The organism is Streptomyces sp. NPDC001194 (genome assembly GCF_042896985.1).
Classification (GTDB): domain Bacteria; phylum Actinomycetota; class Actinomycetes; order Streptomycetales; family Streptomycetaceae; genus Streptomyces.
In genome coordinates, this window is the sequence record NZ_JBIAXU010000018.1 from 1 (window position 1) to 25,995 (window position 25,995).

The 25,995-nt window shown below is 72.3% G+C and carries 22 protein-coding genes; 7 read left to right on the forward strand and 15 right to left on the reverse strand.

The genetic code is table 11. The features are described from left to right. Positions 1-223 precede the first annotated feature (223 nt). Both ACFY1T_RS28095 and ACFY1T_RS28100 read right to left on the reverse strand, forming a co-directional pair. Positions 224-1,879, reverse strand: a complete 1,656-nt coding sequence (locus tag ACFY1T_RS28095) for an endo-1,3-alpha-glucanase family glycosylhydrolase (RefSeq protein WP_390790632.1) — start codon at positions 1,877-1,879, stop codon at positions 224-226. A 204-nt stretch (positions 1,880-2,083) separates the two neighbouring features. Further along, positions 2,084-3,019 (reverse strand): cation diffusion facilitator family transporter, encoded by a 936-nt coding sequence (locus tag ACFY1T_RS28100; protein WP_390790633.1) that lies wholly within the window; start codon positions 3,017-3,019, stop codon positions 2,084-2,086. A 199-nt stretch (positions 3,020-3,218) separates the two neighbouring features. Between ACFY1T_RS28100 and ACFY1T_RS28105 the strand changes: the two genes are divergently transcribed. After that, entirely contained in the window at positions 3,219-3,677 is a 459-nt protein-coding gene (locus tag ACFY1T_RS28105) for a hypothetical protein (RefSeq protein WP_390790634.1), read from the forward strand. A gap of 44 nt (positions 3,678-3,721) precedes the next feature. Here the strand turns inward: ACFY1T_RS28105 and ACFY1T_RS28110 are convergent, their stop codons facing one another. The 7 genes from ACFY1T_RS28110 to ACFY1T_RS28140 all read right to left on the reverse strand — a co-directional run bounded on the left by ACFY1T_RS28110 (position 3,722) and on the right by ACFY1T_RS28140 (position 11,114). Continuing rightward, entirely contained in the window at positions 3,722-4,270 is a 549-nt protein-coding gene (locus tag ACFY1T_RS28110; protein ID WP_390790635.1) for a GNAT family N-acetyltransferase, read from the reverse strand. 127 nt (positions 4,271-4,397) lie between these two features. Further along, positions 4,398-6,617 carry an NADP-dependent isocitrate dehydrogenase gene (locus tag ACFY1T_RS28115; RefSeq protein ID WP_030869584.1) on the reverse strand — a complete coding sequence of 740 codons (2,220 nt, stop codon included), beginning with the start codon at positions 6,615-6,617 and terminating at the stop codon, positions 4,398-4,400. 206 nt (positions 6,618-6,823) lie between these two features. Beyond that, positions 6,824-7,177, reverse strand: a complete 354-nt coding sequence (locus ACFY1T_RS28120; protein WP_030869586.1) for a DUF805 domain-containing protein — start codon at positions 7,175-7,177, stop codon at positions 6,824-6,826. Positions 7,178-7,598: 421 nt separating this feature from the next. Continuing rightward, positions 7,599-8,450: a chitosanase gene (locus tag ACFY1T_RS28125; protein ID WP_390790636.1), complete on the reverse strand. Its 852-nt coding sequence runs from the start codon at positions 8,448-8,450 to the stop codon at positions 7,599-7,601. A gap of 116 nt (positions 8,451-8,566) precedes the next feature. Then, complete coding sequence (gene corA, locus ACFY1T_RS28130; RefSeq protein WP_390790637.1) at positions 8,567-9,649, reverse strand: magnesium/cobalt transporter CorA; 1,083 nt, start codon at positions 9,647-9,649, stop codon at positions 8,567-8,569. A gap of 104 nt (positions 9,650-9,753) precedes the next feature. Next, a complete protein-coding gene (locus ACFY1T_RS28135) occupies positions 9,754-10,146 on the reverse strand; it encodes a molybdopterin-binding protein (protein ID WP_390790638.1) in 393 nt (130 codons plus the stop codon). A gap of 29 nt (positions 10,147-10,175) precedes the next feature. Next, a complete protein-coding gene (locus ACFY1T_RS28140) occupies positions 10,176-11,114 on the reverse strand; it encodes a LysR family transcriptional regulator ArgP (RefSeq protein WP_390790639.1) in 939 nt (312 codons plus the stop codon). Positions 11,115-11,183: 69 nt separating this feature from the next. On the opposite strand from ACFY1T_RS28140, the gene ACFY1T_RS28145 reads away from it, so the two are divergent. The 3 genes from ACFY1T_RS28145 (at position 11,184) to ACFY1T_RS28155 (ending at position 14,722) form a co-directional block, all read left to right on the forward strand. Next, positions 11,184-11,807: a LysE/ArgO family amino acid transporter gene (locus ACFY1T_RS28145; RefSeq protein WP_390790640.1), complete on the forward strand. Its 624-nt coding sequence runs from the start codon at positions 11,184-11,186 to the stop codon at positions 11,805-11,807. A gap of 86 nt (positions 11,808-11,893) precedes the next feature. Continuing rightward, a complete protein-coding gene (locus ACFY1T_RS28150; RefSeq protein WP_390790641.1) occupies positions 11,894-13,039 on the forward strand; it encodes an NUDIX domain-containing protein in 1,146 nt (381 codons plus the stop codon). A 165-nt stretch (positions 13,040-13,204) separates the two neighbouring features. Next, positions 13,205-14,722 (forward strand): MFS transporter, encoded by a 1,518-nt coding sequence (locus ACFY1T_RS28155; RefSeq protein WP_390790642.1) that lies wholly within the window; start codon positions 13,205-13,207, stop codon positions 14,720-14,722. On the opposite strand, the gene ACFY1T_RS28160 is transcribed toward ACFY1T_RS28155, so the two are convergent. Genes ACFY1T_RS28160 through ACFY1T_RS28175 form a run of 4 tightly spaced genes read right to left on the reverse strand, consistent with a single transcriptional unit; the run spans position 14,711 to position 18,529 of the window. Further along, positions 14,711-15,649, reverse strand: a complete 939-nt coding sequence (locus ACFY1T_RS28160; protein WP_390790643.1) for a hypothetical protein — start codon at positions 15,647-15,649, stop codon at positions 14,711-14,713. The two genes, ACFY1T_RS28155 and ACFY1T_RS28160, sit on opposite strands and share 12 nt — an antisense overlap. A gap of 51 nt (positions 15,650-15,700) precedes the next feature. Then, on the reverse strand, positions 15,701-16,237 hold the full coding sequence (locus ACFY1T_RS28165; RefSeq protein ID WP_229335512.1) for a cupin domain-containing protein: 537 nt from the start codon (positions 16,235-16,237) through the stop codon (positions 15,701-15,703). Continuing rightward, complete coding sequence (locus tag ACFY1T_RS28170) at positions 16,234-17,451, reverse strand: cytochrome P450 (RefSeq protein WP_390790644.1); 1,218 nt, start codon at positions 17,449-17,451, stop codon at positions 16,234-16,236. Before ACFY1T_RS28170 ends, ACFY1T_RS28165 begins: the two co-directional genes overlap by 4 nt. 28 nt (positions 17,452-17,479) lie before the next feature. After that, the gene (locus ACFY1T_RS28175) at positions 17,480-18,529 is read right to left on the reverse strand and encodes a type III polyketide synthase (RefSeq protein WP_030869608.1); all 1,050 of its coding nucleotides are present in this window, start codon (positions 18,527-18,529) and stop codon (positions 17,480-17,482) included. Positions 18,530-18,733: 204 nt separating this feature from the next. Here ACFY1T_RS28175 and ACFY1T_RS28180 point away from each other — a divergent pair, with 204 nt between their 5' ends. Together ACFY1T_RS28180 and ACFY1T_RS28185 are read left to right on the forward strand one after the other, a co-directional pair. Beyond that, the gene (locus ACFY1T_RS28180; protein WP_078860972.1) at positions 18,734-20,008 is read left to right on the forward strand and encodes a cytochrome P450; all 1,275 of its coding nucleotides are present in this window, start codon (positions 18,734-18,736) and stop codon (positions 20,006-20,008) included. After that, positions 20,005-20,226, forward strand: coding sequence for an acyl-CoA carboxylase epsilon subunit (locus ACFY1T_RS28185; RefSeq protein WP_390790645.1), 222 nt, complete (start codon positions 20,005-20,007; stop codon positions 20,224-20,226). The genes ACFY1T_RS28180 and ACFY1T_RS28185 overlap by 4 nt, the downstream gene beginning before the upstream one ends. Before the next feature lie 40 nt (positions 20,227-20,266). On the opposite strand, the gene ACFY1T_RS28190 is transcribed toward ACFY1T_RS28185, so the two are convergent. Continuing rightward, on the reverse strand, positions 20,267-22,057 hold the full coding sequence (locus tag ACFY1T_RS28190) for a VanW family protein (RefSeq protein WP_390790646.1): 1,791 nt from the start codon (positions 22,055-22,057) through the stop codon (positions 20,267-20,269). 192 nt (positions 22,058-22,249) lie between these two features. Here ACFY1T_RS28190 and ACFY1T_RS28195 point away from each other — a divergent pair, with 192 nt between their 5' ends. Next, positions 22,250-23,041, forward strand: a complete 792-nt coding sequence (locus tag ACFY1T_RS28195) for a YitT family protein (protein ID WP_390790647.1) — start codon at positions 22,250-22,252, stop codon at positions 23,039-23,041. Positions 23,042-23,066: 25 nt separating this feature from the next. On the opposite strand, the gene ACFY1T_RS28200 is transcribed toward ACFY1T_RS28195, so the two are convergent. Beyond that, complete coding sequence (locus tag ACFY1T_RS28200) at positions 23,067-25,994, reverse strand: NHLP bacteriocin export ABC transporter permease/ATPase subunit (RefSeq protein ID WP_390790648.1); 2,928 nt, start codon at positions 25,992-25,994, stop codon at positions 23,067-23,069. Position 25,995 lies beyond the last annotated feature (1 nt).

Genomic DNA, 25,995 nt, shown 5'->3' on the forward strand with positions numbered 1-25,995 from the left:
TCAGACACCGCTCCGGCCTGCCCGCGGCAGACCTTCTGCAACACCCTTTAGGGCGTGTCCGCAAAGTCCCGCCTGCCCCGCGACGCCCGGCACGCACTCTCGGCGCACCGGGCGAAATCCCGAGTACGTCCAGTACAAGCGCTTCCGCCCGGCACGCCGAGAGCACGCACCGGACGCCGCGGGACCGCCCTCCGGGCGGACGGCGCTACTTTGCGGACACCCCCTAGTCCCGCCCGCTGGTGACGGCGTAGTACTGCAGGTCCTGGACGGTCACCGTGCGGTCCGCCGCGTAGGGCAGTTTCACCTCGGCGCCGGGCTTCCCGTCGCGAACCACCTCCGCCGAACTGGTGCCCGGGCGCAGCGGGAGCAGTTCGGAGTGGATGCCGGCCGGGGCCTCGTGCGCGTCCTCGGCCCCGCCCACCACCGTACGGACGGTCGCCGGGGCCTTCAGGAAGCTGAGCACCTCCACCGTGTCGCGGGGCGCGGCGCTGCCCTTGCGCAGGGACATCACCAGCGACTGGGCGCCGGTGGGGTCCGCGGCGGCGAACTGGGTGCGGGCGGAGACGTACAGGGTGTCGCGGACGATCTTCGGCCAGCTGCCCGTCTTGAACTTGGTCAGGTAGTACGAGGAAAGGTCCAGATAGGCGTACCCGTTGTGCAGCGACGGCGCGAACTGGCTGCCCTCCGAGTAGTCGTTCCAGGTGGTGAGCTGTACCCAGTCGGCGTCGTCGTCGATGGCGTGCGTCCAGGTCGAGCGCAGGGTCGCGGTGTTGCCGGCCTCGTCGTAGACGCCCTGGTTGGGGCGGGCGTCCTGGACCGACACGGGCTGCATCCAGATCTTGCCCATGCCGTGGGCCCGCTGCACGTCGCGGGTGGCGCTGTCCTGGCCGACGTAGCTGCGGCTGCCCCACTCGGAGAAGCCGTGGCTGATCGGCGCGAACCGTGCGCTGTTGGCGTCGGAGTCGAGGAACGTCGGGACGAAGGCGGTGCGGATTCCGTGCCGGGTCCTGAGCAGGTCGAGGACCTGCGTCCACCAGGCGACGCTCTTCGCCTCGGCCTTGAAGGGGGAGACGACGAGCCGGCCGTCGCCGAGGCGGTGCGCGGCCGGGGCCTTGCCCAGGGCCGCCACCGCGTCGGCGAGCACTCCCGGGTCGTCCGTGTTCAGCGAGGTCATGTCCGGCATCAGCATGATCTTGAAGCCGGGGTCGACGGCGTGGGCGGCCTCCATCAGGAGCTGGGCGCGGTCCCGGTTCGGTCCGGACAGGGAGAGCATGTCGAGGGTGAACCCGTCGAGGCCCGCGGCGCGGGCGGTGCGCACCTCCTGCTCCAGGTTGGCCCGTTCCCAGTTGCCGCCCTTGGGCTGGACGGGCAGCGGCCGGTCGCGCAGCAGGCCGCCGTACCGCTCGTGCTTGCCGTTCTCCCCGGCCGGGTTCAGGTAGTTGCGCGTGTAGTAGTCGGCGTCGGCGCTCGCGTTGTCCAGCGACAGGGGGTACGGGGTGAAGTAGTGCGCGAACACCAGCTTCTTGGCGGCGCCGCCGGTGCGCAGGGCGGCCGGCCCGGGCAGGTCGAACGGCAGGGCGCCGGCGGGCCGTCCGGGTCCGGCGTCCGGGGCGGTGCCCGGGCCCGTCCCGTCCGGGCTCGGCGCCGCTCGGGTCGGGCCGGCGGCGCCGGGGTACGTGCTCCCCGCGCCCGGGCCGGGCCCGGCGGACCAGGGCGTGCCGATGACGGGGGCGGACACGGCGCCCTGGCGGGCGTCGGCCGTGAACGGGTCCCAGGCGATGCCGGCGGCGGCGCACGCCCCGGCGAGCAGGGTGGCGGCGGCCGACAGGGTCAGCAGCGGCCGTCCCCGCAAGCCCCGGCGGCGGCGGTGTGAACTCATCGTGGGTACCCTCCCCTGCACGGCGCCCCGGGTAGGGGGCTGCAGAGCAGTACAGCCGATCGGCGGCCCACGGACAACCGTCGGGAGGGGTGGACGCGGGGGCGGCGCGAACCTGTGGGGGCGGCCGTGCCGGGTGTGACCGGGCGCCGCGCCGGGCCGGGCCGGGTGGGCGTGAGGGCGTGAGGGCGCGAGGGCGCCCAGCGTTCAGGTGTGCACCGCCCGTTCGTCCTCGGTGTGCCCCTCCGGTTCCAGCTGGAGGGTGGAGTGGGCCACGTCGAAGTGCTCGCCCACGCAGGCCTGGAGCCGGGCGAGCAGCTCGCCGTGGTCCTCGCCGCGCAGGGTCTCGGCGGCGACCACGACGTGCGCGGTGAGCACGGGCATGCCGGAGGTGACGGTCCAGGCGTGCAGATCGTGCACGGCCAGTACGCCGGGCTCCTCCATGAGGTGGCGGCGTACGTCGGTGAGGTCCATGTCCTGCGGGGTGGCCTCCAGCAGGACGTGGGCGGCCTCGCGCAGGAGTCCGTACGCGCGCGGGACGATGAGCAGGCCGATGACGATGGAGGCGATGGGGTCGGCGGCCTGCCAGCCGGTGAGCAGGATGACCAGGCCGCCGATGATGACGGCGACGGAGCCGAGGGCGTCGCCGAGCACCTCCAGGTAGGCGCCGCGCAGGTTGAGACTGTGCTCCTTGGCGTCTCGCAGCAGCCACAGGCCGACGCCGTTGGCGGCCAGGCCCAGCACGGCGACGCCGAACATCAGCCCGCCCTTGACCTCGACGGGTTCGCTGAAGCGGCCGATGGCGGTGTAGAGGACCCAGACGAAGATGCCGAGGAGGAGCAGGGCGTTCAGGACGGCGGAGAAGATCTCGACCCGGTAGTAGCCGAAGGTGCGGCGCGGGGTCGGGGCGCGCTGGGCGAGGGTGACCGCGCCGAGCGCGAGGGAGACGCCGACGGCGTCGGTGAGGCTGTGCGCGGCGTCGGCGAGGAGGGCGAGGCTGCCGGAGAGCAGGGAGCCGACGACCTGGACGAGGGTGATCGTGGCGCTGATGCCGATGGTCCAGAGCAGGCGGGCGCGGAAGGTCCCGCTGACGGTCCCGGCCGCCGCCGAGGGAGCTCCGTGGTCATGGCCCATGATCAACATCCGACCACAGGACGGCTTCTCGCGCCCGCCGGGATCCCCCAACCGGCGGGCGGCCCCGGCCCGTGCCCCGGAATTCTCCGGAATCCGACCGGAATCCGACATTCCCCTGGTCTTCCGGCAGAACTGGCGCATAATCATCGCTACGCGGCTCGAAAGAACCCTTGGCCGCGCATGGGACACGCATGCAATGGGGGGCATCGTGCCGATGAGGGACTCGGGCCGGGCCGGGACGCTGCCGGCGACATCCGACGAGCTGTCACGTCTGCTGACCGCCGTCCGGCGAGGACGGGTGCTGACGGTCACGGGGCGGCTGCGGGAGCCCCGGAGCCTGCTGGTGCGGGAGATCGCCGAGCGGCTGTCGTCCAACTTCTACGACGGTGCGGCCGTCGTCACGCTGTGCCGGCCCTTCGGGCCGCGCGACCTGACGGCCGCGCTGGGCTGCGTACCGGGGATGCCCTTCCTGCCGTACGGGACGAGGGACGCCCTCTCGTGGCTCGCCGAGCGCGACATGCTCCTGGTCCTGGACGGCACCGAGCACCTCGAGCCGGATGCGCTGGCCTGGCTGCGGCGGCTGCTCACGGCGGCCCCGGGGCTGCGCATCCTGGCCTCGGGCCGCTCCCCGCTGGCCTTCGCGGGGGAACGCGTCCACCGCCTCTGAGCAGGGTCCGCAAGCGCGAAGGCGGCCGCCGGGGCCCACGGGGGTCACGGGCGCGGTACGGCCGCCCGCTTCCACTCCGCCACCGGCAGTCCCAGGATCACCTCGTCGACGAAGGCACCCGCCACCCAGGCCGAGCGCCGCAGGGTGCCCTCCAGGGTGAAGCCCGCGCGGGTGGCGGCGCCGATCATGGCGGCGTTGTCGGCGAGGGTCTCCACCTGGAGCCGATGCAGCCCGCGCACGGTGAAGCCGTAGTGGCACAGGAGCTGGACGACCTCCGCCCCCAGGCCGCGGCCGCGGGAGCCGGGCAGCAGGGAGATCCCGAGGTGGCCGCTGCGGTTGTGGGTGTCGATGCCCCACAGCGCCGCGTCGCCCGCGAGCGCCCCGGAAGCGGCCTCGACCACCGAGAAGAACGACGCGGTCTCCGACGGGGCGGAGGGCTCGTACGGGGAGTGGCCGGTGCTCGGGGTTATCGGGCGCCACGGCCCGGCTTCGGCGCGCGAGCGCGTCGCCACGTCCTCGTACAGCCCGGCGTGGAGCACCGCTACGTCATCGGCGTGCCGGGCGCGCAGCCCGGCCAGGGTTCCCTGGATCACGAGGACTTCCTAGCCGTCGCCCGCGCCGCCCCGCAACCGGGTTTCCCGCCCCCGCGGCCGCCGGCACACGGGTCCGCCCCGGTCGGCTGCTGCCGACCGGGGCGGAATCGATCAAGACGACCGGAGCTCAGGCGAGGGTGGAGATCGCCTGGTTGAAGGTCGCGGACGGCCGCATGACCGCCGCGGCCTTCTCGGCGTCCGGCTGGTAGTACCCGCCGATGTCGGCCGGGGAGCCCTGGACGGCGATGAGCTCGCCGACGATGGTCTGCTCCTGCTCGCCCAGCGTCTTGGCGAGCGCCTCGAACGCGGTGGCCAGCTCGGCGTCGTCGGTCTGCTTGGCCAGCTCCTGCGCCCAGTACAGGGCGAGGTAGAAGTGGCTGCCGCGGTTGTCGATGCCGCCCAGCTTGCGGCTCGGCGACTTGTCCTCGTTGAGGAAGGTGCCGGTCGCGCGGTCCAGGGTGTCGGCCAGCACCTGGGCGCGGGCGTTGCCGGTGGTGGTCGCGAGGTGCTCGAAGGAGACGGCCAGCGCGAGGAACTCACCGAGGGAGTCCCAGCGCAGGTAGTTCTCCTTGACCAGCTGCTGGACGTGCTTCGGGGCGGAGCCGCCGGCGCCGGTCTCGAAGAGGCCGCCGCCGTTCATGAGCGGGACGACCGACAGCATCTTGGCGCTGGTGCCCAGCTCCAGGATCGGGAAGAGGTCGGTCAGGTAGTCGCGCAGCACGTTGCCGGTCACCGAGATGGTGTCCTCGCCGCGGCGGATGCGCTCCAGCGAGTACGCGGTGGCCTCGACCGGGGAGAGGATCTCGATCGTCAGACCCTCGGTGTCGTGCTCGGCGAGGTACGTGCGCACCTTGGCGATCAGCTGCGCGTCGTGCGCGCGGTTCTCGTCGAGCCAGAACACGGCCGGGACGCCGGTGGCGCGGGCGCGGGTGACGGCGAGCTTGACCCAGTCCTGGATCGGCGCGTCCTTGGTCTGGCAGGCGCGGAAGATGTCGCCCTTGGCGACCTGCTGCTCCAGGACGACCTTGCCCTCGGCGTCGACGACGCGGACGGTGCCCGCGGCGGCGATCTCGAAGGTCTTGTCGTGGCTGCCGTACTCCTCGGCCTTCTGGGCCATGAGGCCGACGTTCGGCACCGAGCCCATCGTGGACGGGTCGAAGGCGCCGTGCGCGCGGCAGTCGTCGACGACGACCTGGTAGACGCCCGCGTAGCTGCTGTCCGGGAGGACGGCCAGGGTGTCGGCCTCGTTGCCGTCCGGGCCCCACATGTGGCCGGAGGTGCGGATCATGGCCGGCATGGAGGCGTCGACGATGACGTCGGACGGGACGTGCAGGTTGGTGATGCCCTTGTCCGAGTCGACCATCGCGAGGGCCGGGCCCTCGGCGATCTCGGCGTCGAAGGAGGCCTTGATCGCGTCGGCGTCGGGCAGCGCGCCCAGGCCGTTCAGGATGGTGCCGAGGCCGTCGTTCGGGGACAGGCCGGCGGCGGCCAGGGTCTCGCCGTAGCGGGCGAACGTCTTCGGGAAGAAGGCGCGGACCACGTGGCCGAAGATGATCGGGTCGGAGACCTTCATCATCGTGGCCTTGAGGTGCACGGAGAACAGGATGCCCTCGGCCTTGGCGCGCTCGATCTGGTCGTTCAGGAAGGTGCGCAGCGCGTCGACGTGCAGGACGGACGCGTCCACGACCTCGCCGGCCAGGACCGGTACGGACTCGCGCAGGACGGTGGCGGTGCCGTCGGCGGCGACGTGCTCGATGCGGAGCGTGCCGGCCTCGGTGACGACCGCGGACTTCTCGGTCGAGCGGAAGTCGTTTTCGCCCATGGTGGCGACGTTCGTCTTCGACTCGGAGGTCCAGGCGCCCATGCGGTGCGGGTGGGCCTTGGCGTAGTTCTTGACCGAGGCGGGGGCGCGGCGGTCGGAGTTGCCCTCGCGCAGGACCGGGTTGACGGCGCTGCCCTTGACCTTGTCGTAGCGGGCGCGGATCTCGCGCTCCTCGTCGGTCTTCGGGTCGTCCGGGTAGTCCGGGAGCGCGTAGCCCTGGCCCTGGAGCTCGGCGACCGCGGCCTTCAGCTGCGGGATCGAAGCCGAGATGTTGGGCAGCTTGATGATGTTCGCTTCCGGCGTCTTCGCCAGCTCGCCGAGCTCGGCGAGGGCATCGGCGATCCGCTGGCCCTCCTCGAGGTGCTCCGGGAAGCTGGCGATGATCCGACCGGCCAGGGAGATGTCACGGGTCTCGACATTCACACCGGCCGTCGACGCGTAGGCCTGGATCACAGGCAGGAAGGAATACGTCGCGAGGGCCGGGGCCTCGTCAGTGTGCGTGTAGATGATGGTCGAGTCAGTCACCGGATGCTCCGCTCCACAGTCTGCGTCTCTCGTCTGCAACATTGCTCGACATCAAGATATCTCGTGATCGGGCCGGTCCGGACAGCCCCCTGCCCGAGTCCCGGGGAGACGCGCGTCACCTCCGGGCCGGCGCGGCCCGCGAAACGGCGAAAGCGCCGCCACCGGCTGTTTCCAGCCAGGTGCGGCGCTCACGCGTGCGGGCTTGCTCAGGCGTGGACGGCCTTCGGGTTCGGGCCGTACTCGTTCGGCTGCGGCTGGCCCTCGCTGGCGAGGAGGACCAGGAGCCAGATGCCGCCGATCAGCGGGACGAAGCCGATGAAGTACCACCAGCCGGACTTGCCGAGGTCGTGCAGCCGGCGGACGGTGAGGGCGATGCACGGCACGATGATCGCCAGGAAGTACAGGCCGTAGATGACCATGTTCGCGCCGACCACGGAGTCGATGATCGCGACGACGATCGCGACGGCGATGTTGAACAGGAAGAACATCCAGAACTCCTGGCGGCGCGCGCGGCCGGAGAAGTCGGCGTACTTCTTCAGAACGTCGGTGTAGTAGTGCATGGGTCCCCCCTGAGGACGGTTCGTCGGCCCGTCCTGATGGAGCAAGCCGAGGCAGAACTTATGCCCCGCTTATGTGGCGGTCAAGCCAGTTCACAACACGCCGGAATCACCGCTTATCCCGGGTTCACGGGCCAAAATCAACGGTCTCGACCGCCACTTGGAACCCGCTGATCGCTCCACGTCACGCGGGGTGACGAAACGGGGGTGATAGGGGCCGATTCGTGATGCGGAAGTGCCACCTGAACCATCCGGCGGGGATCCGCGAACCGCCTTCTCCCCGGCGGAACACGGGCATCCGCGCCCACATCGTTACGGCTCCGCGACCCTGTCAGCCGCTGTCACGTACGCACGACCGCGTCCCGCACCGGACGCCGGGGCCGGTGCGGGACGCCGTTGACTCACCGTGAACTCACCGGCCCGTTCAGCCGATGTGGAACGAGTCCCCGTAGACCTTCCAGTCGAGCGGGGTGTTGAGGTTCAGGTTGCCCTTCTTGAGGAAGACCCGCTGCGCGGTGTCGACACGGCTCGTGTCGCTGTGCGCCTCCTCCTGCTTCATCGCCCAGACGCGCGCGTCGAGGAACGCGTTCAGCCAGGTGGTCTCGTTCCCGCCCTGCGCCGGGGGCTTGGCCTTGGACAGCGCCCGCTTGCGGATGTTGCGGAAGCTGGTGGAGTCGCCGCCGTCGCCGTGCATGACGATGGCGTCGTAGTACATGAACTGGCCGAGCGCGCCGACACCGTCGGACTTGCCCTGGTTGACGGCGGGATTGAAGTAGACCCGGTCGCGCTCGTGGTCCTGGGCCTTCTTGAACTCGGTGTCCTGCGCCGCCTTCGCCCAGTCCTTGGTGAAGTTCGGGTCGAGCCCGCTGTGCGAGTCCGTGCCGTCGACCTTCCGCAGGGCCGGGAGGTACTTGGCGAGCACGTTGCCCGGCTTGACGCCGGTGTAGTACTCGACGAGGTCGAGCATGTCGCCCGTACCGGAACAGAAGCCGATGATCCCGGCCGTGTAGCCGCGGCCGTCGTCTATGTCCTCTATGTACTTGTACTGCGCCTTCCAGTCCAGGGAGGAGTTCTCCGCGCTGGAGACGATCTGCATGGCGATGTCCTTCTTCGCCGGGTCGTCGAGGCCGACGGCCTTCGCAGGTGCCGCGGCGGTGGACGCGGATGCGGGCGCGGACGCCGGCGCCGCCGTCGCGTGGGCGGTCACCGGTACGGCGAGGAGCGCACTGCCGAGCAGGGCGCTGATGGCGATTCTCTTGCGGTGGGGGGCGAACACAAGTCCTCCATGGGGAAGTTGAGGCTTGAGCGACTTCGTTAGGAAACTTTACTACCAATGCTCGCGACAGCTCAATACCCGTTCACGCCACGCGTGTTGAAAGACCGCCGGAGGGGTCAGAGCCAGCCGTTGCGGCGGAAGCCCCGGTGGATGACGAAGCAGGCGAGGGCCATGACGCCGACCACGATCGGGTAGCCGTACGTCCAGTGCAGCTCGGGCATGTTGTCGAAGTTCATGCCGTACACCCCGCAGACCATGGTCGGCACGGCGACGATGGCCGCCCACGCCGTGATCTTGCGCATGTCCTCGTTCTGCGCGACGGTCACCTGCGCCAGGTGCGCCTGGAGGATGGAGTCGAGCAGCGCGTCGTAGGCGTTGATCTGGTCGGTGGCCCGGGTCAGGTGGTCGGAGACGTCGCGGAAGTACGCACGGACCTCCGCCGGGATCACCGGTATCGGCTGCGTGGCCAGGTGCTGGAGCGGGCGGCTCAGCGGGGCCACCGCCCGGCGCAGCTCCAGCAGTTCGCGCTTGAGCTGGTAGATGCGGCCCGCGTCGCCCCGGCCGCCGTACTCGCTGAACACCGCGGTCTCGACGGCATCGATGTCGTTCTGCACCGCGTCCGTGACGGCCACGTAGTCGTCGACCACGTGGTCGGCGATGGCGTGCAGCACCGACGCCGGCCCCTTCGTGAGCTGGTCCGGCGCCGCCTCCAGGCTCTCGCGGACCGGGCCCAGCGTGCCGTGGCCGCCGTGCCGGATGGTGATGACGAAGTCGTCGCCGGTGAACGCCATCAGCTCGCCGGTCTCCACGACCTCGCTCGTCGCGGTGAGTTCCTCGTGCTCCACGTAGCGCACGGTCTTGAAGACGGAGAACAGTATGTCGTCGAACCGCTCCACCTTCGGGCGCTGGTGCGCCGTCACCGCGTCCTCGACGGCGAGCGGGTGCAGGCCGAACAGCTCGGCGAGGCCGGCGAGTTCCTCCCTGGTCGGTTCGTGGAGGCCGATCCAGACGAACCCGTCGCCGGTCTTGCGGACCCGCCGCAGCGCCTCCTCGACCTCGGCGCAGCCGTCCTGCCGTGCGCCGTCCACGTAGACCACGCAGTTGACCACCGCGCTTCCGAGCGGGGAACGGGAAGGGTGGCTGAGGTCGACGGCCCGCCGGTAGCCGCGGCGCACGGCCCGGCGCAGGTTGCTGAACATGGACAACGGGGTACTTCCCTTCGGCGGATCAGCGGCCAGTCTGCCACCGCCGCCGGACCGGTCCACGCGCGCGGGCGCGGTCGGCGCCGTGCCGGGCGCGGCCGTCAGACCCGGTCGATGAAGACGCTCGTCGACTTCACCCGGGCCACGGCCCGCGCGCCGACCTCCAGGCCGAGCTCCTCCACGGCCTCGCGGGTCAGCAGCGACACGATGCGGTGCGGGCCCGCCTGGATCTCCACCTGGGCGTCGACCGTGCCGAGCTTCACCGCGGTGACGATGCCCGGGAAGGCGTTGCGCGTCGAGGTGTACGGGGCGTCCTCGCCCTCGCTCGCCTCCTGCGCTGCCTGTACGCAGAACGCGGCCAGATCCGGCCCGTCCACCATCCGCCGCGTGCCCTCCCGGCGGGTGGGGAAGCGCTCGGCGTCGGCCCAGCGGCGGGCCGTGTCGACGCTGACGCCGAGCAGCCGGGCGGCCTGGCCGATCGTGTAGGACTCCATACCCGCAGCTTAGGGGGTGTCCCGCGGGATCAGGAGCGGGCCCGGACCGCCGGGTGCCGGGTGGCTTCCTGAAGCAGGGCCTCGGCCGCCGCGGCCGCCACCACCTCCGCCACCGCGGACAGCGCCGGGGAGTCGAGTTTCCACTGCTGCCAGTAGAGCGGAACGTCCAGCGGCCGCCGCGGCACGAGCAGCTCAAGGCGCCCCGCGCGCATCAGCGGCTCCGACTGGGACTGCGGCACCAGCCCCCAGCCCAGCCCGGCCGCCACCGCGTCCCGGAACCCCTCGGAGGTAGGCACGTGGTGGCGCAGCGGCCCGGCCGCGGCCCCCTGATCGCCGGTCAGCGACCGCACGAACACGTCCTGGAGTTCGTCCCGCCGGTCGAAGACGATCACCGGGGCCTCCCGCAGGCCCCGTTCGAGGCCGCCGGCCAGGTGCCGGGCCACGAACCCCGGGCTCGCCACGGGCAGGTACCGCGCCAGCCCGAGCCTGCGTACGGTGCACCCGGCCACCGGGTCCGGCGAGGAGGTGACCGCCGCCATCACCTGGCCCTCCCGCAGCAGTGCCGTCGTGTGCCCCTCGTCCTCGCGGTGCAGTTCGAAGAAGACGGGCGGATCCTGCGGCACCCGTGTGAGCGCCGGCAGGAACCAGGTGGCGAGGGAGTCGGCGTTGACGGCGATCGGCAGCCGCACCGGGCCGCCCGACTCCTGCGCCATGCCGAGCTCCGCGCGCGCGTCCCGCTCCAGCCGGGCGAGCTGCCGGGCGAACCGGACCACCACCTGGCCGGACTCGGTCGCCCGTACGGGTTTCGTCCGCATCAGCAGCACCCGCCCGGTCCGCTGCTCCAGCGCCTTGACCCGCTGGCTCACCGCGGACGGGGTCACGTGCAGGGCGGCGGCGGCCGCGTCGAAGGTGCCCTCGTCGACCACGGCGAGCAGGGTCCGCACCTGGTCCAGGGGTAGCTCTTCCATCACGGGTGCTAAGGGTACGTAAAAATCTTTAGCTGTACTGAAACCACGCCGCTGCCTACGGTCTCAGACATGACACACGGCATCATCGCGGCGGCACTCGCCGGCTTCGGCACCGGACTCTCCCTCATCGTCGCCATCGGCGCGCAGAACGCCTTCGTCCTGCGGCAGGGGGTGCGCCGGCACGCCGTACTCGCCGTGGTCGCGATCTGCGCCGTCTCCGACGCGCTCCTCATCGCCCTCGGCGTCGCGGGGGTCGGCGCCTTCGTCACCGCCTGGCCGGCCGCCCTGACCGCGGTCGCCATCGCCGGCGGCACCTTCCTGATCGCCTACGGAGTCCTCGCCGCCCGCCGGGTGCTGCGGCCCACCCCCGGCGCCGCCCTGGGCACCGAGGGGGCCACCGCCGGATCCCGCCGCCGGGCCGTGCTGACCTGCCTGGCCATGACCTGGCTGAACCCGCACGTCTACCTCGACACCGTCCTGCTGGTCGGCTCCCTCGCCGCCGACCGCGGGGACCTGCGCTGGGCCTTCGGCATCGGGGCCGGACTGGCCAGCCTGATCTGGTTCGCCACCCTCGGCTACGGCGCCCGGCTGCTGAGCGGCCCGCTGGCGCGCCCTGCGGCCTGGCGGGTGCTGGACGGGCTCGTCGCGGCGACCATGGTCACGATGGGCGGGATGCTCCTGGCCCGGGCCTGACCGGCGAGCCGCGGCGAGCGCGACGGGCCCGGGCGGGGTGCGGATCCGCCCCGTACGGTGGCACGACCAGACACCAGGAGTCCGCAGTGCCCGAGCGCCCGTCCGACCGTCCGACCGACCGGCCGTACGACCGGCCCGGCGACGATCCTTCCGACGTGCCCCCCGGCCGCCCCTCCCCCGACGAGGTCCGCCAGTACTACGCCGCCCGGCCGTCCCCGCTCGTCGCCGCCACCGCGATCGTGCTGGACCCGGCCGGGCGGGTCCTCGTACGGGCGTCCTCGTACCGGTCGGCGGCGGAACTTCCGGGCGGCACCGTGGAGGACACCGAGACCCCGGAGGAGGCACTGGCCCGGGAGCTGGAGGCGGAGCTGAGCCTGTCCGTGCCGGTCGGCCGGCTGCTCGCCGTGGACTCCCGGCGGCCCGGCTCCCTCGGCCGCTCCCTCATCACCCACGTCCACCTGGTCGGTCCGCTCCCGCCGGAGCAGGCCGCAGCGCTCTCCGGCGCGGACGGCGGGGCCGCCGCCCGCTGGCTCGCGCCGGAGGAGGCGTACGAAGTGCTGCCGGCCCGGATCGCGCCCCGGCTGCGCGCCGCTCTGGCCGCCCTGTACGCCGGATCCCTCGCGCACCTCGTCGACGGCGTGCCCCAGCCCGGCTCCCCGGCCGGACTGGACCCGGAGCGCCGTACGGCCCTGGAGCACGCCGGGTCATTCGACGCCGCGAGCCACCGGGCCTCCCGCCCCAAGGCCGTCACGGCGGCCAGCGTGGTGTTCACCGACTCCGCGGGCCGGATCCTGCTGGTGGAGCCCTCGTACGGCAATGCGGGGCGCTGGAACCTGCCGGGCGGCGGGATCGACAGCGACCTCGGCGAGACCCCGCGCGCCGCCGCGCGCCGGGAGGTGCGGGAGGAGCTCGGCCTCGACCTGGCACCGGGCCGCCTGCTCGCCGTCAACTGGGCCCACAAGCGCGGCTACCCGGCCCGCATCCGCTTCCTCTACGACGGCGGGGTCCTGGACGCCGCCGCCCTGGACCGGATCCGGCTCGCCCCCTTCGAGCTGCTGCGCTGGCGGGCGGTGCCCGCCGCGGACCTGCGCGACCTGGTCAAACCCTCCCTGCGCCGCCAGATCGAGGCCTGTCTGCGCGCCCGCGCCCAGGGCGCCGGCCCGCTGGAACTCCACGCCGGGCGCCCGGCCGAGGCCCCGCGCAAGAAGGGGAAGAAGAAGGGGAAACGGTAGGAGAACGGCAGAAGAAACGGACGCCGCACTGGTCCATCCGGACGGCGTCATGGCGTGGCGCACGGGTGACGGGGCGCGCTCACGCATCGTCGGAGCAGACAGTCCACGCACACGCGTACGCCCTCTCGCCGGCGAGAACGCGCGGAACCCATGGGGAGCCACACCATGTCCGCTGAGCCGACCCGTCCCGGAACCAGCACCGCTTCCGCCGTACCCGACGCCGCGGCGCCGCCCGATCCGCGCCGCTGGTGGATCCTCGGCGTCATCGGCCTCGCGCAGCTCATGGTCGTCCTCGACGCCACCATCGTGAACATCGCCCTGCCGTCCGCTCAGGCCGGCCTGGGGTTCTCCGACGACCAGAGGCAATGGGTGGTGACCGCGTACGCGATCACCTTCGGCAGCCTCCTGCTGCTGGGGGGCCGGCTGGCCGACAAGTTCGGCCGTCGCCGGGCCTTCCTCATCGGGCAGATCGGCTTCGCGGCGGCCTCCGCCCTCGGCGGCGCCGCCGCCACCTTCGGGGTCCTCGTCACGGCCCGCGCCCTGCAGGGCGTGTTCGCGGCGCTGCTGGCCCCGGCCGCGCTCTCGCTGCTGACCACCACGTTCTCCGCGCCCGCCGAACGAGCCAAGGCCTTCGGCGTGTTCGGTTCGCTCGCCGCCTCCGGGGGCGCCGTGGGCCTGCTGCTGGGCGGGTTCCTCACCGAGCACCTGAGCTGGCGCTCCACGATGTACGTGAACCTGCTGTTCGCCGCCGTCGCCGTCACCGGCGGTGTGCTGCTCCTCAAGCGGCCGGTGCCCACCACCGCGCCCCGGCTGGACCTGCCGGGCACGGTGCTCGCCTCGTCCGGGCTGTTCTGCCTGGTCTACGGGCTCGCCACGGCCGGCCCCCGCGGCTGGGAGTCCGGGCACAGCCTGGTCTTCCTTGCCCTGTCCGCGCTGCTGCTCGCCGCCTTCGTGTGGTGGCAGCGCCGCAGCACGCACCCGCTGCTGCCGCTGCGGATCGTGCTCGACCGGGTGCGGGGCACGGCGCTGATCGCCGTGTTCATCACCGGCGTCGGCATGTTCGGGGTGTTCCTGTTCCTCACGTACTACCTGCAGCACACCCGCGGCTACAGCCCGGCCAAGACCGGCCTGGCCTTCATGCCGATGTCCGGCTGCACGATGATCGGCGCTATCGGCAGCAACATGGGGCTGCTCGGACGGATCGGCGGGCGCCCGCGCATCGTCACCGGCATGCTGCTCTCGGCGTGCGGCATGGTCTGGATGACGAACCTGACGGCGACCGGCCCGTACGTCGTCGACGTGCTGCCGGGCCAGGTGGCCACCGGGCTGGGCATGGGCCTGATCACGGCGGCCGCCATGAACCTCGGCACGGCCGGCATCGACCCGCGGGACGCGGGCGTCGGCTCCGCGACCGTCAACGCCATGCGACAGACGGGCGGCTCCGTCGGCACGGCGCTCATGAGCACCCTTGCCGCCGGAGCCGTGGCCCGCTCACTGGCGGGCCGGCAGCCCACGCCGGACCTGATGGCGCGGGCTGCCCTGGAGGGTTACCACACGGTCTTCACGGCATCTGCGGCGATCTTCGCCGTCGGTGCGGTGCTGACCCTGTTCATGCTGCCCGGCGGCCTGTCCGTGGAGCGCCGGCACGGCGCGCCCGGGGGCCGCCGCCCGTCAGCGCGGTGAGTGGCCGCCGGCGGCCGCGGGGGCCGCCGGCTGCTGGGCCGGCTTGGCGGGGGCGGCGGGGGCCGCCGGCTTGGCGGGGGCGGTGGAGTCGGCCGGCTTGGCGGGGGCGGCCGGGCCCGCCTCGCTGTTCGCGCAGTTCGACAGCGAGCTGCGGACCCGGTCGCCGGTGGAGAAGTGCCGCACCCGGCAGGCGTTGGTCCCGATCCCGCCGTCGACCTGGCCGTAGCCCGGTCCGATGGTCAGGACCGTGTCGTTCAGACCGCGGACCGTGTCGTTGCCGGGACCGCCCTGGACGATGCCCGCGGACTCCGCGCCCACCGACTTGGGCTCGATGATGTCGTTCTCGCTGCCGCCGAGGACCCGGCCGCCGAGGTCGACGTTGCCGGTGCGGATCAGGTCGCTGCCGTCGTTGCCGAAGACCTGGCCGCCGCCGCGCTCGTACTCGCCCGGCTGGCCCATGACGCTGCCCGTGGTGATCTTGTCGTCGCCGTGGTCGCCGTAGACGCTGGAGCCGTGGTCGGCCGTTCCCACGACGAGGGCGGTGATGATGGTGTCGTTGCCCGCGCCGCCGCGCACCGAGGAGTTGCCGTTCTTGGGGGCCAGGTTGTTGACCTGGAGGGTGTCGTCACCCTCGCCGCCGAGCACCTGGGCGTCGATCAGCATGCCCTTGACGCGGATGTTGTCGTTGCCGCCGCCGCCGTCGATGATGACGTTCTCGACGTCGTTCTCGCACGTGATCGTGTCGACGCCCTCCGTGCCTCTCACCACCGTCAGACCGGACCTCACCTCGACACCGTTGAGGTAGCACCAGTAGGACGGCAGGGAGCGGGCGGCCTGTGCCGGGGCCGCGGCGATCGAGGCACTGGCGGCGATCACGGTCGCCAGGACGTACGTGGCGGTGCGAAGTTTGCGGCGCGTGCGCAGCATGAAGTCTCCCGAGAATGGTGTGCGTTTGGGTGAGGGGTGTCGCGGTGGTGGTCAGGACAGCTCGTGGCGCAGCGGCGTGAGCTGTTCGATGTCGTAGCGCTTCCGGAGTGCCTGGATCGCGGCGGGATCCGGGGTGGCGCTCGTGTCGAGCAGTTCGAGGAGCTCCTCGAAGTACCGCTCGTGGTCGGGGGGCGGGGAGGCCTGGAAGAACATCCGGGCCGGTTCGCCGGTGGGGTTCGCGAAGGCGTGCGGACAACCGGGCGGAACCACGATGACGGTTCCGGGGGTGGCACGGACGACCTGGCGTCCGTCGAGCGCCTCCCAGTGTCGCCAGTCGTCCCCGGAACGGACGCGCGGCTCGAAGGCCATGACGTCGAGTTCACCCTCCAGGACGTAGAAGAGCTCCTCGCTCCGGGTGTGCAGGTGCGCCCCGACGTCGAACCCCGGAGGTACGACGACCTCGAAGCTCGAGGCCACCGTGGAGTGCTCCCCGGTGACCTTGAACGTGACCTGCTGGGCGTCGGTGTGCAGCTTGCGGCCGTGACCCGGTGGCACGAGCAGCCCGTCGCGGGCGACGTGCGCGGTCATGACCAGGTCACGGGCAGACCTTCGGGCCCGCGGATGAGGGCCCCCGGCCGCCAGCGCAGTTCGCCGACGGGGACGCTGAAGCGCAGGTCCGCGAACCGGTCGAGCAGGGCGTCCACCATCAGCTCGGATTCGAGGCGGGCCAGCATGTTCCCGGGACAGAAGTGGGGTCCGTACCCGAAGGAGACGTGCGGATTGGGGCTGCGCTCCAGCTGCAGCTCGTGGGGGTCGGGGAAGACCTCCGGGTCACGGTTGGCCGCGAGGTACGAGACGTAGATCGCCTCGCCCGCCCGGATGAGCTGGCCCGCCACGGTGACGTCCTCGAGGGCGATCCGGGAGAGCCCGACCGCGTTGCGGTGCGGGATGTAGCGCAGCAGCTCGTTGATGGCCGTGGGCCGCAGGCCGGGGTCGCTGCGCATCCGGTCCATCAGGTCCGGCCGGGTGAGCAGGATGTAGACCATGTTGCCCACGTTGTTGGTGACGGCCTCGCCCCCGATCTGCAGGAGCAGGGCGAGGCCGGTGGCCTCCTCGGCGGTGACCTCGCCCGCCTCGATGGCCTTCACCAGGAGCCCGATGACGCTGTCGCCGCCGGCCACGTCCCCGGCGCGGATGCGCCCGCCCAGGTAGGCGCACATGTCGTTCTTCGCCTGCTCGCTGCGCTGCGCTCCCTGGGCCGAGGAGAGGATCAGCGTGGTCCATTCGTGGACCCGGGGCCGGTCTTCCTCCGGGACTCCCATCAGCTCGCACACGACGGCGAGCGGGAAGGGCGCCAGGAGGCGTTCGGTCAGGTCCGCGGGCGGGCCGTCGCGCAGGATCCCGTCGACGTAGCCGTCGAGCATCTCCTTCGCCCGGGTGCGCAGGCGCTCCACACCCGGGGTGGTGAAGGCCGCACCGACGGTCCGCCGCAGCCGGGTGTGGTCGGGCGGGTCCTCGAACCCGACCGCACCCGGTGCGGGGATGAAGTGCGGGGCCAGCCGGGTGACGTCGTGTTCCACGACCAGCTTGCGGCTGAACCGGGGATCGTTGGCCACCATGCGCACGTCGTCGTACCGGCAGACGAGCCAGGCCCACCCGCTTCCGTTGGGCATGCGGATCCGGGTGATCGGACCCGCCTGCATCAGTTCGGCGAGGACGGGGTCGAAGTCGACCCCGTCCAGGGCCGGGGTGGGCCAGTGCGTGATGGGTGGCCTTGCTGTTGCGGGGCCGTCCTTCAGCATTCTTCGGATTCCTCCCTCACCCGGTCCCTCATTCCGAGGTCCAGCTGCCCAGTGAGATCTCTGCGGTGATGCCCGGGCCGAAACCGGCCAGCAGGCCCCGCGCGGCGTCAGCGGTACCGTTTTCGTCGAACATTCGACGCAGTGCGTCCAGGACGACGGCGCTGGCGATGTTGCCGTACTCGGTCAGTGTGGCCCGACTGAAGCGGAATGCCTCGGGTGCCACACCGAGGTACTTGCTGAGGTCGTCCAGGATGCGCGGCCCACCTGCGTGGATGATGTAGAAATCCAGCGCGGCGGCGTCCCACCCATGGGCCTTGGCCAGGTCCTTGAGGGACGGGGCGAGTGGTTCCATGGTCCCCGGGACCCGCCGGTCGAGCTTGAAGTGGAACCCGGTGGACCTGACGTCGTACATGATCCAGTCCTCCGTCTGGGGGATGATGTACGAGCTGTTGCGGTGCAGTTCCATGCCGGTTCCGCCCCGGCCGCGGACGACGGCCGCGCCCACTCCGTCGCCGAACAGGCCGTTGGAGAGCAGGTTGCCGACCTCCAGGTCGCTGGGCTGGTAGCACAGCGAGCAGAGTTCGCAGGACACGATCAGCACGTTCGCCTCGGGGTAGGCGAGGCAGAAGTCGTGGGCCCTGTTGACCGCGGCACCGCCCGCCGCGCAGCCCAGCTGGGCGATGGGCAGCTGCCGGGTGTCCGTACGGAAGCCCAGCGCGTTGATCATCCACGCGGTCAGCGAGGGCATCATGAAGCCCGTGCACGACACGTAGATGATCAGGTCGATGTCCTTGGCCCTGAGCTGGGCGTCCTCCAGCGCCTGCCGCACCACCGCCGGAACCCGCGCCTTGGCCTCGGCCTCGTACACGGCGTTGCGCGATTCGAAACCGGGGTGCTTGAGCGTTTCCTCGATGGGTTGCACGATGTGCCGCTTCGCGACGCCGGTGTTGCGGATCAGGCGCAGCGCCAGGTCGAGCTGCGGATGGTCCGCGTGCACGGACCGGCACAGATCAAGGGTCTGCTCCATCGTGATCACGTGCTCGGGCACGCACACCGTTGGCCTGCACAGAGTCGCCATGGGTGGCTCTCCTTTCGTGTCTGACACAGCCTCATCGACCTCCGCCGGATGCGCGCGCGGGACTACGGCGTTGGTGACATGAGCCAATCCGGTGACGCTGCGCCGAGGAGGCAGCGGAGCCGGTGACGACAGGGAAGGGATGGCTCTGCCGATTTCCCGCGGAATCGCGCCTTGGGGGGTGCCATCCACGCAGGGAGATGAACCATGACGTCAGACCCGCAAACCGCCCTCAGGCCGGAGCCGGAGATGGACCCGGAGATGGACGCCGGGGTGGACCCGGCCTCGGGCGAACCGGTCCACTGCTGGAACCTGGACGACTTCGAGGCGCTGGACTTCGACCCGTTCCTGCACGACCGCCTGCGGGACCAGAGGGCGACCCGGATCCGGCTGCCGTTCGGCCAGGGCACCGCCTGGCTGATGGCCCGCTACGCCGATGTGAAGGCGGCGACCACGGACCCGCGCTTCAGCCGCTCGGAACTGGTCGGGCGGACCATCACCGCCTCCTCCCCGCACGCGATCGCCTCGCAGCAGGCGTCGATGAACTACGCCGATCCGCCGCGCCTGAACGACATGCGCCGCGTGGTCGCCCGGGCGTTCACCGGCAAGAGCATGCAGAAGCTGCGGCCGACCGTGCAGCACACCGCCGACAGCCTCCTGGACGAGATGGAGCGGCACGGCTCGCCGGCGGACCTGGTCGAGCACCTGCACGGCCCGTTCCCGCTCGCGGCCGTCGCCGACCTGCTGGGGATGCCGCAGGACATGCGCAAGGACATGACCTCCTGGGCGAACGTGATCATGACCCCGGGCCCGGCACCGGACAAGAGCACCGACGCCCTCAAGACGGTCCGCGAGTGCGTGGTCTCCCTGCTCGCCATGCGGCGGGAGAAGCAGAGCGACGACCTGGCCGGAGTCCTCGCCGGGGCGGCCGACGCCGGTGAGATCACCGAGCCGGAGGCCGTATCGATCGCCACCGCGATCCTCGTGAGCGGTGCGCACGCGGTCCGCAACAACAGCGCGAACATGGTGTACGCCCTGCTCACCCATCCGGAGCACCACGAACGGCTGCGCCGGGAGCCGGAGATGATCCCCCAGGCCGTCGACGAGCTGCTGCGGTTCATCCCGCACCGCAGCGGGGTCGGCCTGCCGCGGATCGCCACGCGGGACGTGGACATCGCCGGGGTCACGATCAAGGCCGGGGAGACGGTGTACTCCTCGTACCTCGCGGCCAACCGCGATCCCGAGGTCTTCCCGAACCCGGACGCGCTTGACTTCGACCGCGGGCCGATCGCCCATATGGCCTTCGGCAACGGGCCGCACCACTGCGTCGGCTCGATGCTGGCCCGTATGGAGTCCGAGATCATCATCACCACGCTGATCGAACGCTATCCGCGCCTGGCTCTGGCCGTGCCGCCCGAGCAGCTCGAATGGCAGGCCGGGGCACTGATCCGTGGGCCCAAGACCCTGCCGGTGACCTGGTGATACGCCGGCACCGGATCAAGGTGGTCCGGGGCACCCCGGACCACATAGAACTGGCGGCCCTCACGGCCGCCCTGCTCATCCTGGCGCGCACGGCCCCCGTGCCGTGCGCGCCCCGCTCCACCCGGCGCCACCGGGCCCACTGGGACCGGAACGTGACGTCGGTGGTGCACTGTCCCGCCCACTCCTGGCGGTCGCGCCCGCCCGCGGGGTTCGTCTAGGCCGTGTCGGCAGGCCCCGGCCCCCGCCCGCGACCGGGTGTCAGGCGCGGCCCGGCTGCCCGGCGGCCGGGCCCGTCGGGGTGGCCGAGGGGCTCGGGGCCGCAGGGGTCTTCGCGTCGTCGCAGGTGACCTCGTCGCGCGGGGTGTAGTGCGTACGGTAGGTCTCCCGCTTGACCTCCTGCCCGCCCTGGACGAAGACCCGGTCGACGGCCACGTCGAAGCCCTCCAGCGGGGTCTGCACCTCGCAGGTCGGACCGGATCCGGTCCGCTTGGCCGGCGGGGTGGTGTTCGTCCGCGGGCCCTGGGTCGCGCGAATCTCGTCGTACTTCTTCGTGCCGAGCAGGCTGATGGTCAGCGAGGTGTCGGTGGACTGCGCCTGGACGTAGATCGCGTGGCCGGAGTCGTTCTTCCAGCGCAGGTCGAGGGTGCCCCAGGCGACGGTGGCCTCACGGCCCTCGGGGTAGCGCTCGATGTAGAACGAGTGGGCCCCGTGCTCGACCGGCTGGACGCCGGCGAAGAACATGGCGTTGTACATGGTCGTCGCGACCGCCGAGACGCCGCCGCCCGGGGACTTCACGTACTGGCCGTCATTGATCATGATGCCGTCGACGAAGCCGTTCTCCTTGGTCCGCTCGCCGACCGTCTTGTTGAAGCTCCACGTCTCGCCGGGCATCACGACGGAACCGTTGATCAGCTCCACGGCCCGCCCCACGTTGGTGGTGCGGTACGGCGCGGCCGGGAAGTTGACCGTGAAGGAGGACATCTTCTCCTTGATGCCCAGGCTCTGGGCGTTCGCGGCGGTCAGTCGCGGGTGGACCGTCGTCACGGCGACCTCGCCCGTACGGGCGGCGCCGGTGCGCGTCAGCAGCGGGACCACGGCGTCGGCGAAGGCCTTCTCGGTGACCTGCACGCCCGAGCGCCCGTCCTGGGCGACGACCGCGCGGCCGGCGGAGTCCACGCGGAACGTGGCCCCGCGGGAGGGGCTGGTGGCCGCCGCGACCTGGCGGGCGACCGCGGGCTCGGCGAGCAGCCCCTTGGCGTCGAGCTCGGGGACCAGGCGGCCCTTCGCGTCGGGCGCGACCGACAGGTGCCTGCCGAGCACGGCGGGGGTGAGCGTGACGGTCTTCCCGGCCACCTTCAGCGTGACCGGGCCGGACATCGCGGGCTCGGCGAACTCCTTCAGGGCCCGAGCGGTCTCCTGCTGCCCCACGGCCGGCGGCTTCCGGTCCACGGGGAGGGCGACCGGGCCGGCCTGCGGGCGCAGGTAGGCGGCGCGGACGGTGTCGGCCGTCCGGTCGGCGCGCACGGCGATGCCGGTGACGGGGGCGGTGGCCCGGGCCGTGCCGTCCTCGAAGGTGATGTCGCCGTCGCGGGCGTCGTGGCCGGCGGCGGTGATCCGGTCGACCTCGGCGGTGCTCGTGGGGCCGTCCGTACGGATCACGGGCTCGACCTCACGGTTCTCGGCCGGGGTGAGCAGACGGCCGATCACGGTGAAGGGGTCCGCTCCGGACTGCGCCGCGCGGTCGACGGTGGCGGCGGTGTCGAGGGACAGCCCGAAGGCGGCGGGTGCGGCCTTCTCGGCGCGGTCGCCGATCCGCAGCTCGATCGGGGCGGCCGCGGCGGGGCCGAGCGCGCGGTCGAGCGCGGTCTTGGCCTCGGTGCGGTCCATGCCGCCGATGTCGACGCCCCGTACGTGGGTGCCGTCGGCTATGGCGTCGCCCGCCACGGCCAGACCGGTGAGGTAGAGGCCGCCGAAGCCGAGGACGGCGGCTCCGCCGACGAGGGGCAGGGCCGTCCGCCGGTTGATCGTCAGGCGGTGTACGCGTCGCATGTCTCTCGTCTCTCCCGGTGCCGGTGGCTCTGGTGGATCGGTGTGGACCGGGATCCAGCATTCATCAATTCGGACTAAAAGGGTCGAAAATGTGCCTGTTCTCACGAGGAGAGGCAGACCCGGGGCCATCGGAGCCGCCGGCCGAAAATCAGGCCACTTGGTTCGGATTGGCCCTGTTGGGCCGTTCGGGGGATGCCACACGGTGAGACCTGTCGGTCTTTGGCTCCCCGAAAGGATCCACCGGTGTCCCTCGCCCCCGTCCGCCCCGCCCGGCGTCTGCCGCGCCGGCTCCTGCAGCTCTACGTCGGGCTCGCGCTGTACGGCGCGAGCTCCGCGTTCCTGGTCCGCGCCGGGCTGGGGCTCGACCCGTGGGACGTCTTCCACCAGGGGCTCGCCGAGCGCACGGGGTGGAGCATCGGCACGGTCTCGGTCGCCGTCGGCGCGCTGGTCCTGCTCCTGTGGGTGCCGCTGAGGCAGCGCCCCGGTCTCGGGACGGTCTCCAACGTGTTCGCCGTGGGCCTGACCATGGACGCCACGCTCGCGGTGCTGCCGGACGTGCGCGGCACGCTCGCGCAGGCCGCTCTGCTGACGGCGGGCATCGTCCTCAACGGGATCGCGACCGGCCTCTACATCGCCGCGCGCTTCGGGCCGGGCCCGCGCGACGGCCTCATGACCGGGCTGCACCGGCGGACCGGGCGCTCGCTGCGGCTGGTCCGTACCGGGATCGAGCTCACGGTCCTGGCGGCCGGAGTCCTCCTGGGCGGCACGGCGGGGGTGGGCACGGTGGCGTACGCCCTGGCCATCGGCCCGCTCTCACAGCTCTTCCTCCGCGTCTTCGCCGTCCCGGAGGAAGCCCTCCCGGAGGAAGCCCTCCCGGAGGAGGGGAAGGCCGCGGAACCGGCCCGGGCCGGGGAAGCGCCCGGGGCCCTCGAACCGGCCGGGGCCCCGGCACCGGCCCGGGCCGGGGATCCCGCTCGGGGTTGACCCGCCGGCGCTCCTCCCCGGCCGGTCATCCGACCTGGCGGCGGACCAGCTCGCGGAACGGGCCCGCCGGATCGGCGAGCAGATCGGCGGGCGGGCCCTGCTGGGCGATCCGGCCGTCCGCCATCACGATCACCCGGTCGGCGTCCATGACGGTGGACAGCCGGTGGGCGATCACGATGCGGGTGGCGCGCAGGGCGCGGGTGGATTCGATGACCACGCGCTGGGCCTCGTTGTCCAGGGCGCTGGTGGCTTCGTCCAGGAACAGCACGCGCGGCTTTCCGATGAGGGCCTGGGCGATCATCAGCCGCTGGCGCTGGCCGCCCGAGACGGTGCCGCCGCCGTCGGACAGCACGGTGTGCAGGCCCATCGGCATGGCGTCGATGTCCTCCGCGAGGCCGGCGAGCGCGGCGGCCTCCGCCGCCTCTTCGAGGGAGTACGCACCGGAACCGCGGATGCAGTCGAGGATCGACCCGGAGAACGGCTGCGCGTTCTGCAGGACGACACCGCACTGGCGGCGTACGGCCGCCTGGTCCAGGGCGGCCAGGTCCTGTCCGTCGTACAGCACGCTGCCGGAGACCGGCCGGTCGAAGCCGATGAGCATGCGCAGCAGGGTCGACTTGCCGCACCCGCTGGCTCCGACGACCGCGACGAACTCCCCCGGCCGCACCGCGAACGACACGTCGTCCAGGACGAGCGGGCCGTCGTCGGCGTACCGGTACGAGAGGCCCCGGACCTCGACGGCGCCACTGAGCTCGCCCGGCCGGATGCCCGCGGTCCGCACCTCCGGGTCCGCCTGGAGCAGTGGCTTGACCTGCTCGAACATCGGCTGCACGGCGGCGGCGGAGAGGAGCGCTCCGGTCAGCTGGGTGGCGGAGGCCAGCATCATCGTCACGGCGGTGCTGAAGGTGAGGAACTCGGCCGCCGACATGGTGCCGCGGGCCGGGCCGGCCAGCAGCATGAACATCGCGAGCGTGCAGAGCGGCAGATAGACCGCGTTGAGGACGGTGAGGACGTTCTTGATCCGGCCGATGCGCCGGTGCAGTTCGCGGGTGCGGGCGAACTCCCGCGCCCAGGCCGCGTACGCGAAGCTCTCGGCGGCGGCCACGCGCAGTTTGGGGAGTCCGCGCAGGGTCTGGAACGCCTGGTTGTCGAGCTTGTTGCCGAGCCGGATCAGCCGGCGCTGGTAGCGCAGCTGCCACAGCCCGAGCCCGAGGAAGACGGCGGCGACGCCGAGCAGCATGGCGAGTGCCGCCAGCGCCAGCGGCACGCTGTAGACGAGCAGCAGGACGAGGTTCATCGCGCCGACGGTGCCCGCCTGGAGGGACACCGGGACGACGCCGGACAGCAGGCTGCGGATGGAGCTGATGCCCATGGCCGCGGCGGCGAGTTCCCCGGTGGAGCGGCCCGCGAAGAAGGTCACCGGGAGGCGCAGCAGCCGGTCCCACACGGCCGGTTGCAAGGTGGCCTCGACGCGTCCCTCCATCCGCAGGACGGAGATGTTCTGGAGCAGCATGAAGGCGGCCGAGACCACGCTGGTCGCGATGAGCGCCAGTGCGGTCTGCACGATGAGGCTGTCCTCGGCGTGCGGCACGTACGTGCCGAGCACCCGGCCGGTGGCCACGGGGACGAGCGCGCCGAGGCCGACGGCTCCGAGCCCGCCCAGGACCAGACTGCGCAGGTCCTGGCCGCTGCCGCGGACGCTGAAGCGGACGAGGCGCAGCAGGCCCGGCTTCCCGTCGGGCAGGGGGCGGTAGAACATGACGCCGTGCGGCGCGAAGGCGGCCGCGTTCCCCCGGCGGACGCGCTCGCGGGCGCCGGTTGCCGGGTCGACGGCCTCGTACCGGCCGCGCCGCCAGAGCAGCGCGACGGGTGCCCCGTCGTCCGCGCGCCGGCCCACGAGGGGGCCGGCGTACTCCCGCCACCAGCGGCCGGTGAGCTTGACGGGGCGGGTGCGGACGCGGGAGGCGAGGGCGATGCGTTCGACCGGGTCCGTCCGCGCGGGGCCGGGGGCGCAATCCGTGCTCGTGGGCCCGGTCAGGGCGATGCCCGCTTCGGCGGCCACCAGGCGGCACGCGGCGAAGGTCACGTCGTCGCCCGCGGCGCGGCGCGAGCCCCGGCGGGAGCGGCCGATGGAGTCGAGCAGGTCGCGGTCCGCCTGTGTACGGGCCGCCTCGCCGGCCTCGATGCCGGCAGCGGTGCGGTCCGCGTGGTCGCGCTCGTCCTGCTCGATGCGGCGGTCCAGGGCGGACAGCAGCCGGTACTGCCGGTCCACCATGCCCTGCCACACGCCCTCGTCGACGAGGAGCGTGCCGGCCGCGGCCGCCGCGCCCTCGTACGGCTCGTACGGCTCGTACGGCTCGTACACGGCGCCGTACTGCACGCTGCCCGGCGGTACCTGCATCCAGAGGATGTCCTCGTCGGCGCCGCCCCGGGCGGCGGTGTCCGGGCCGCCCTCCAGCGGCGCCTGGTACAGCACGCGCAGGCCCCGGCCGATGCCGCGGGCGAAGGCGTCCTCGAGCGGGCTGGGCTCCGGCTGCCACGCCCCGGTGTACCCGCCGTGGTCGGCGTACCCGCCGTACCGGCCCGGGTCTGCGCCGTACGCGGGGGCCCCCGGGGCTCCGTACGCCGGCCGGTGCAGCTCGCGCAGTTCGATGCGGCGCAGCAGGCAGCCTTGCAGCGGGCGACCGGTCAGCGTGTGGGCGGGGCCGTCGACCGGGCCGAGCAGCAGCGCCCCCGGCTCCAGCCGGCCGAGGAAGTGCCAGTGGCCCGCCTGCGCGGCGTCGACGGCGAACAGGTCCAGCTCGCCCCGGACGACGAGCCACAGGACGAGCGGCCCTTCCAGGGACAGGCTGCGCAGGCCCGTGCAGTCGACGGCCGAGCCGAGCCCGCCGAGGGCCGCGACGACGGGATCCGGTACGGAGCGGGGCCGGTGGGCCTGTTGCGGGGTCGCCACG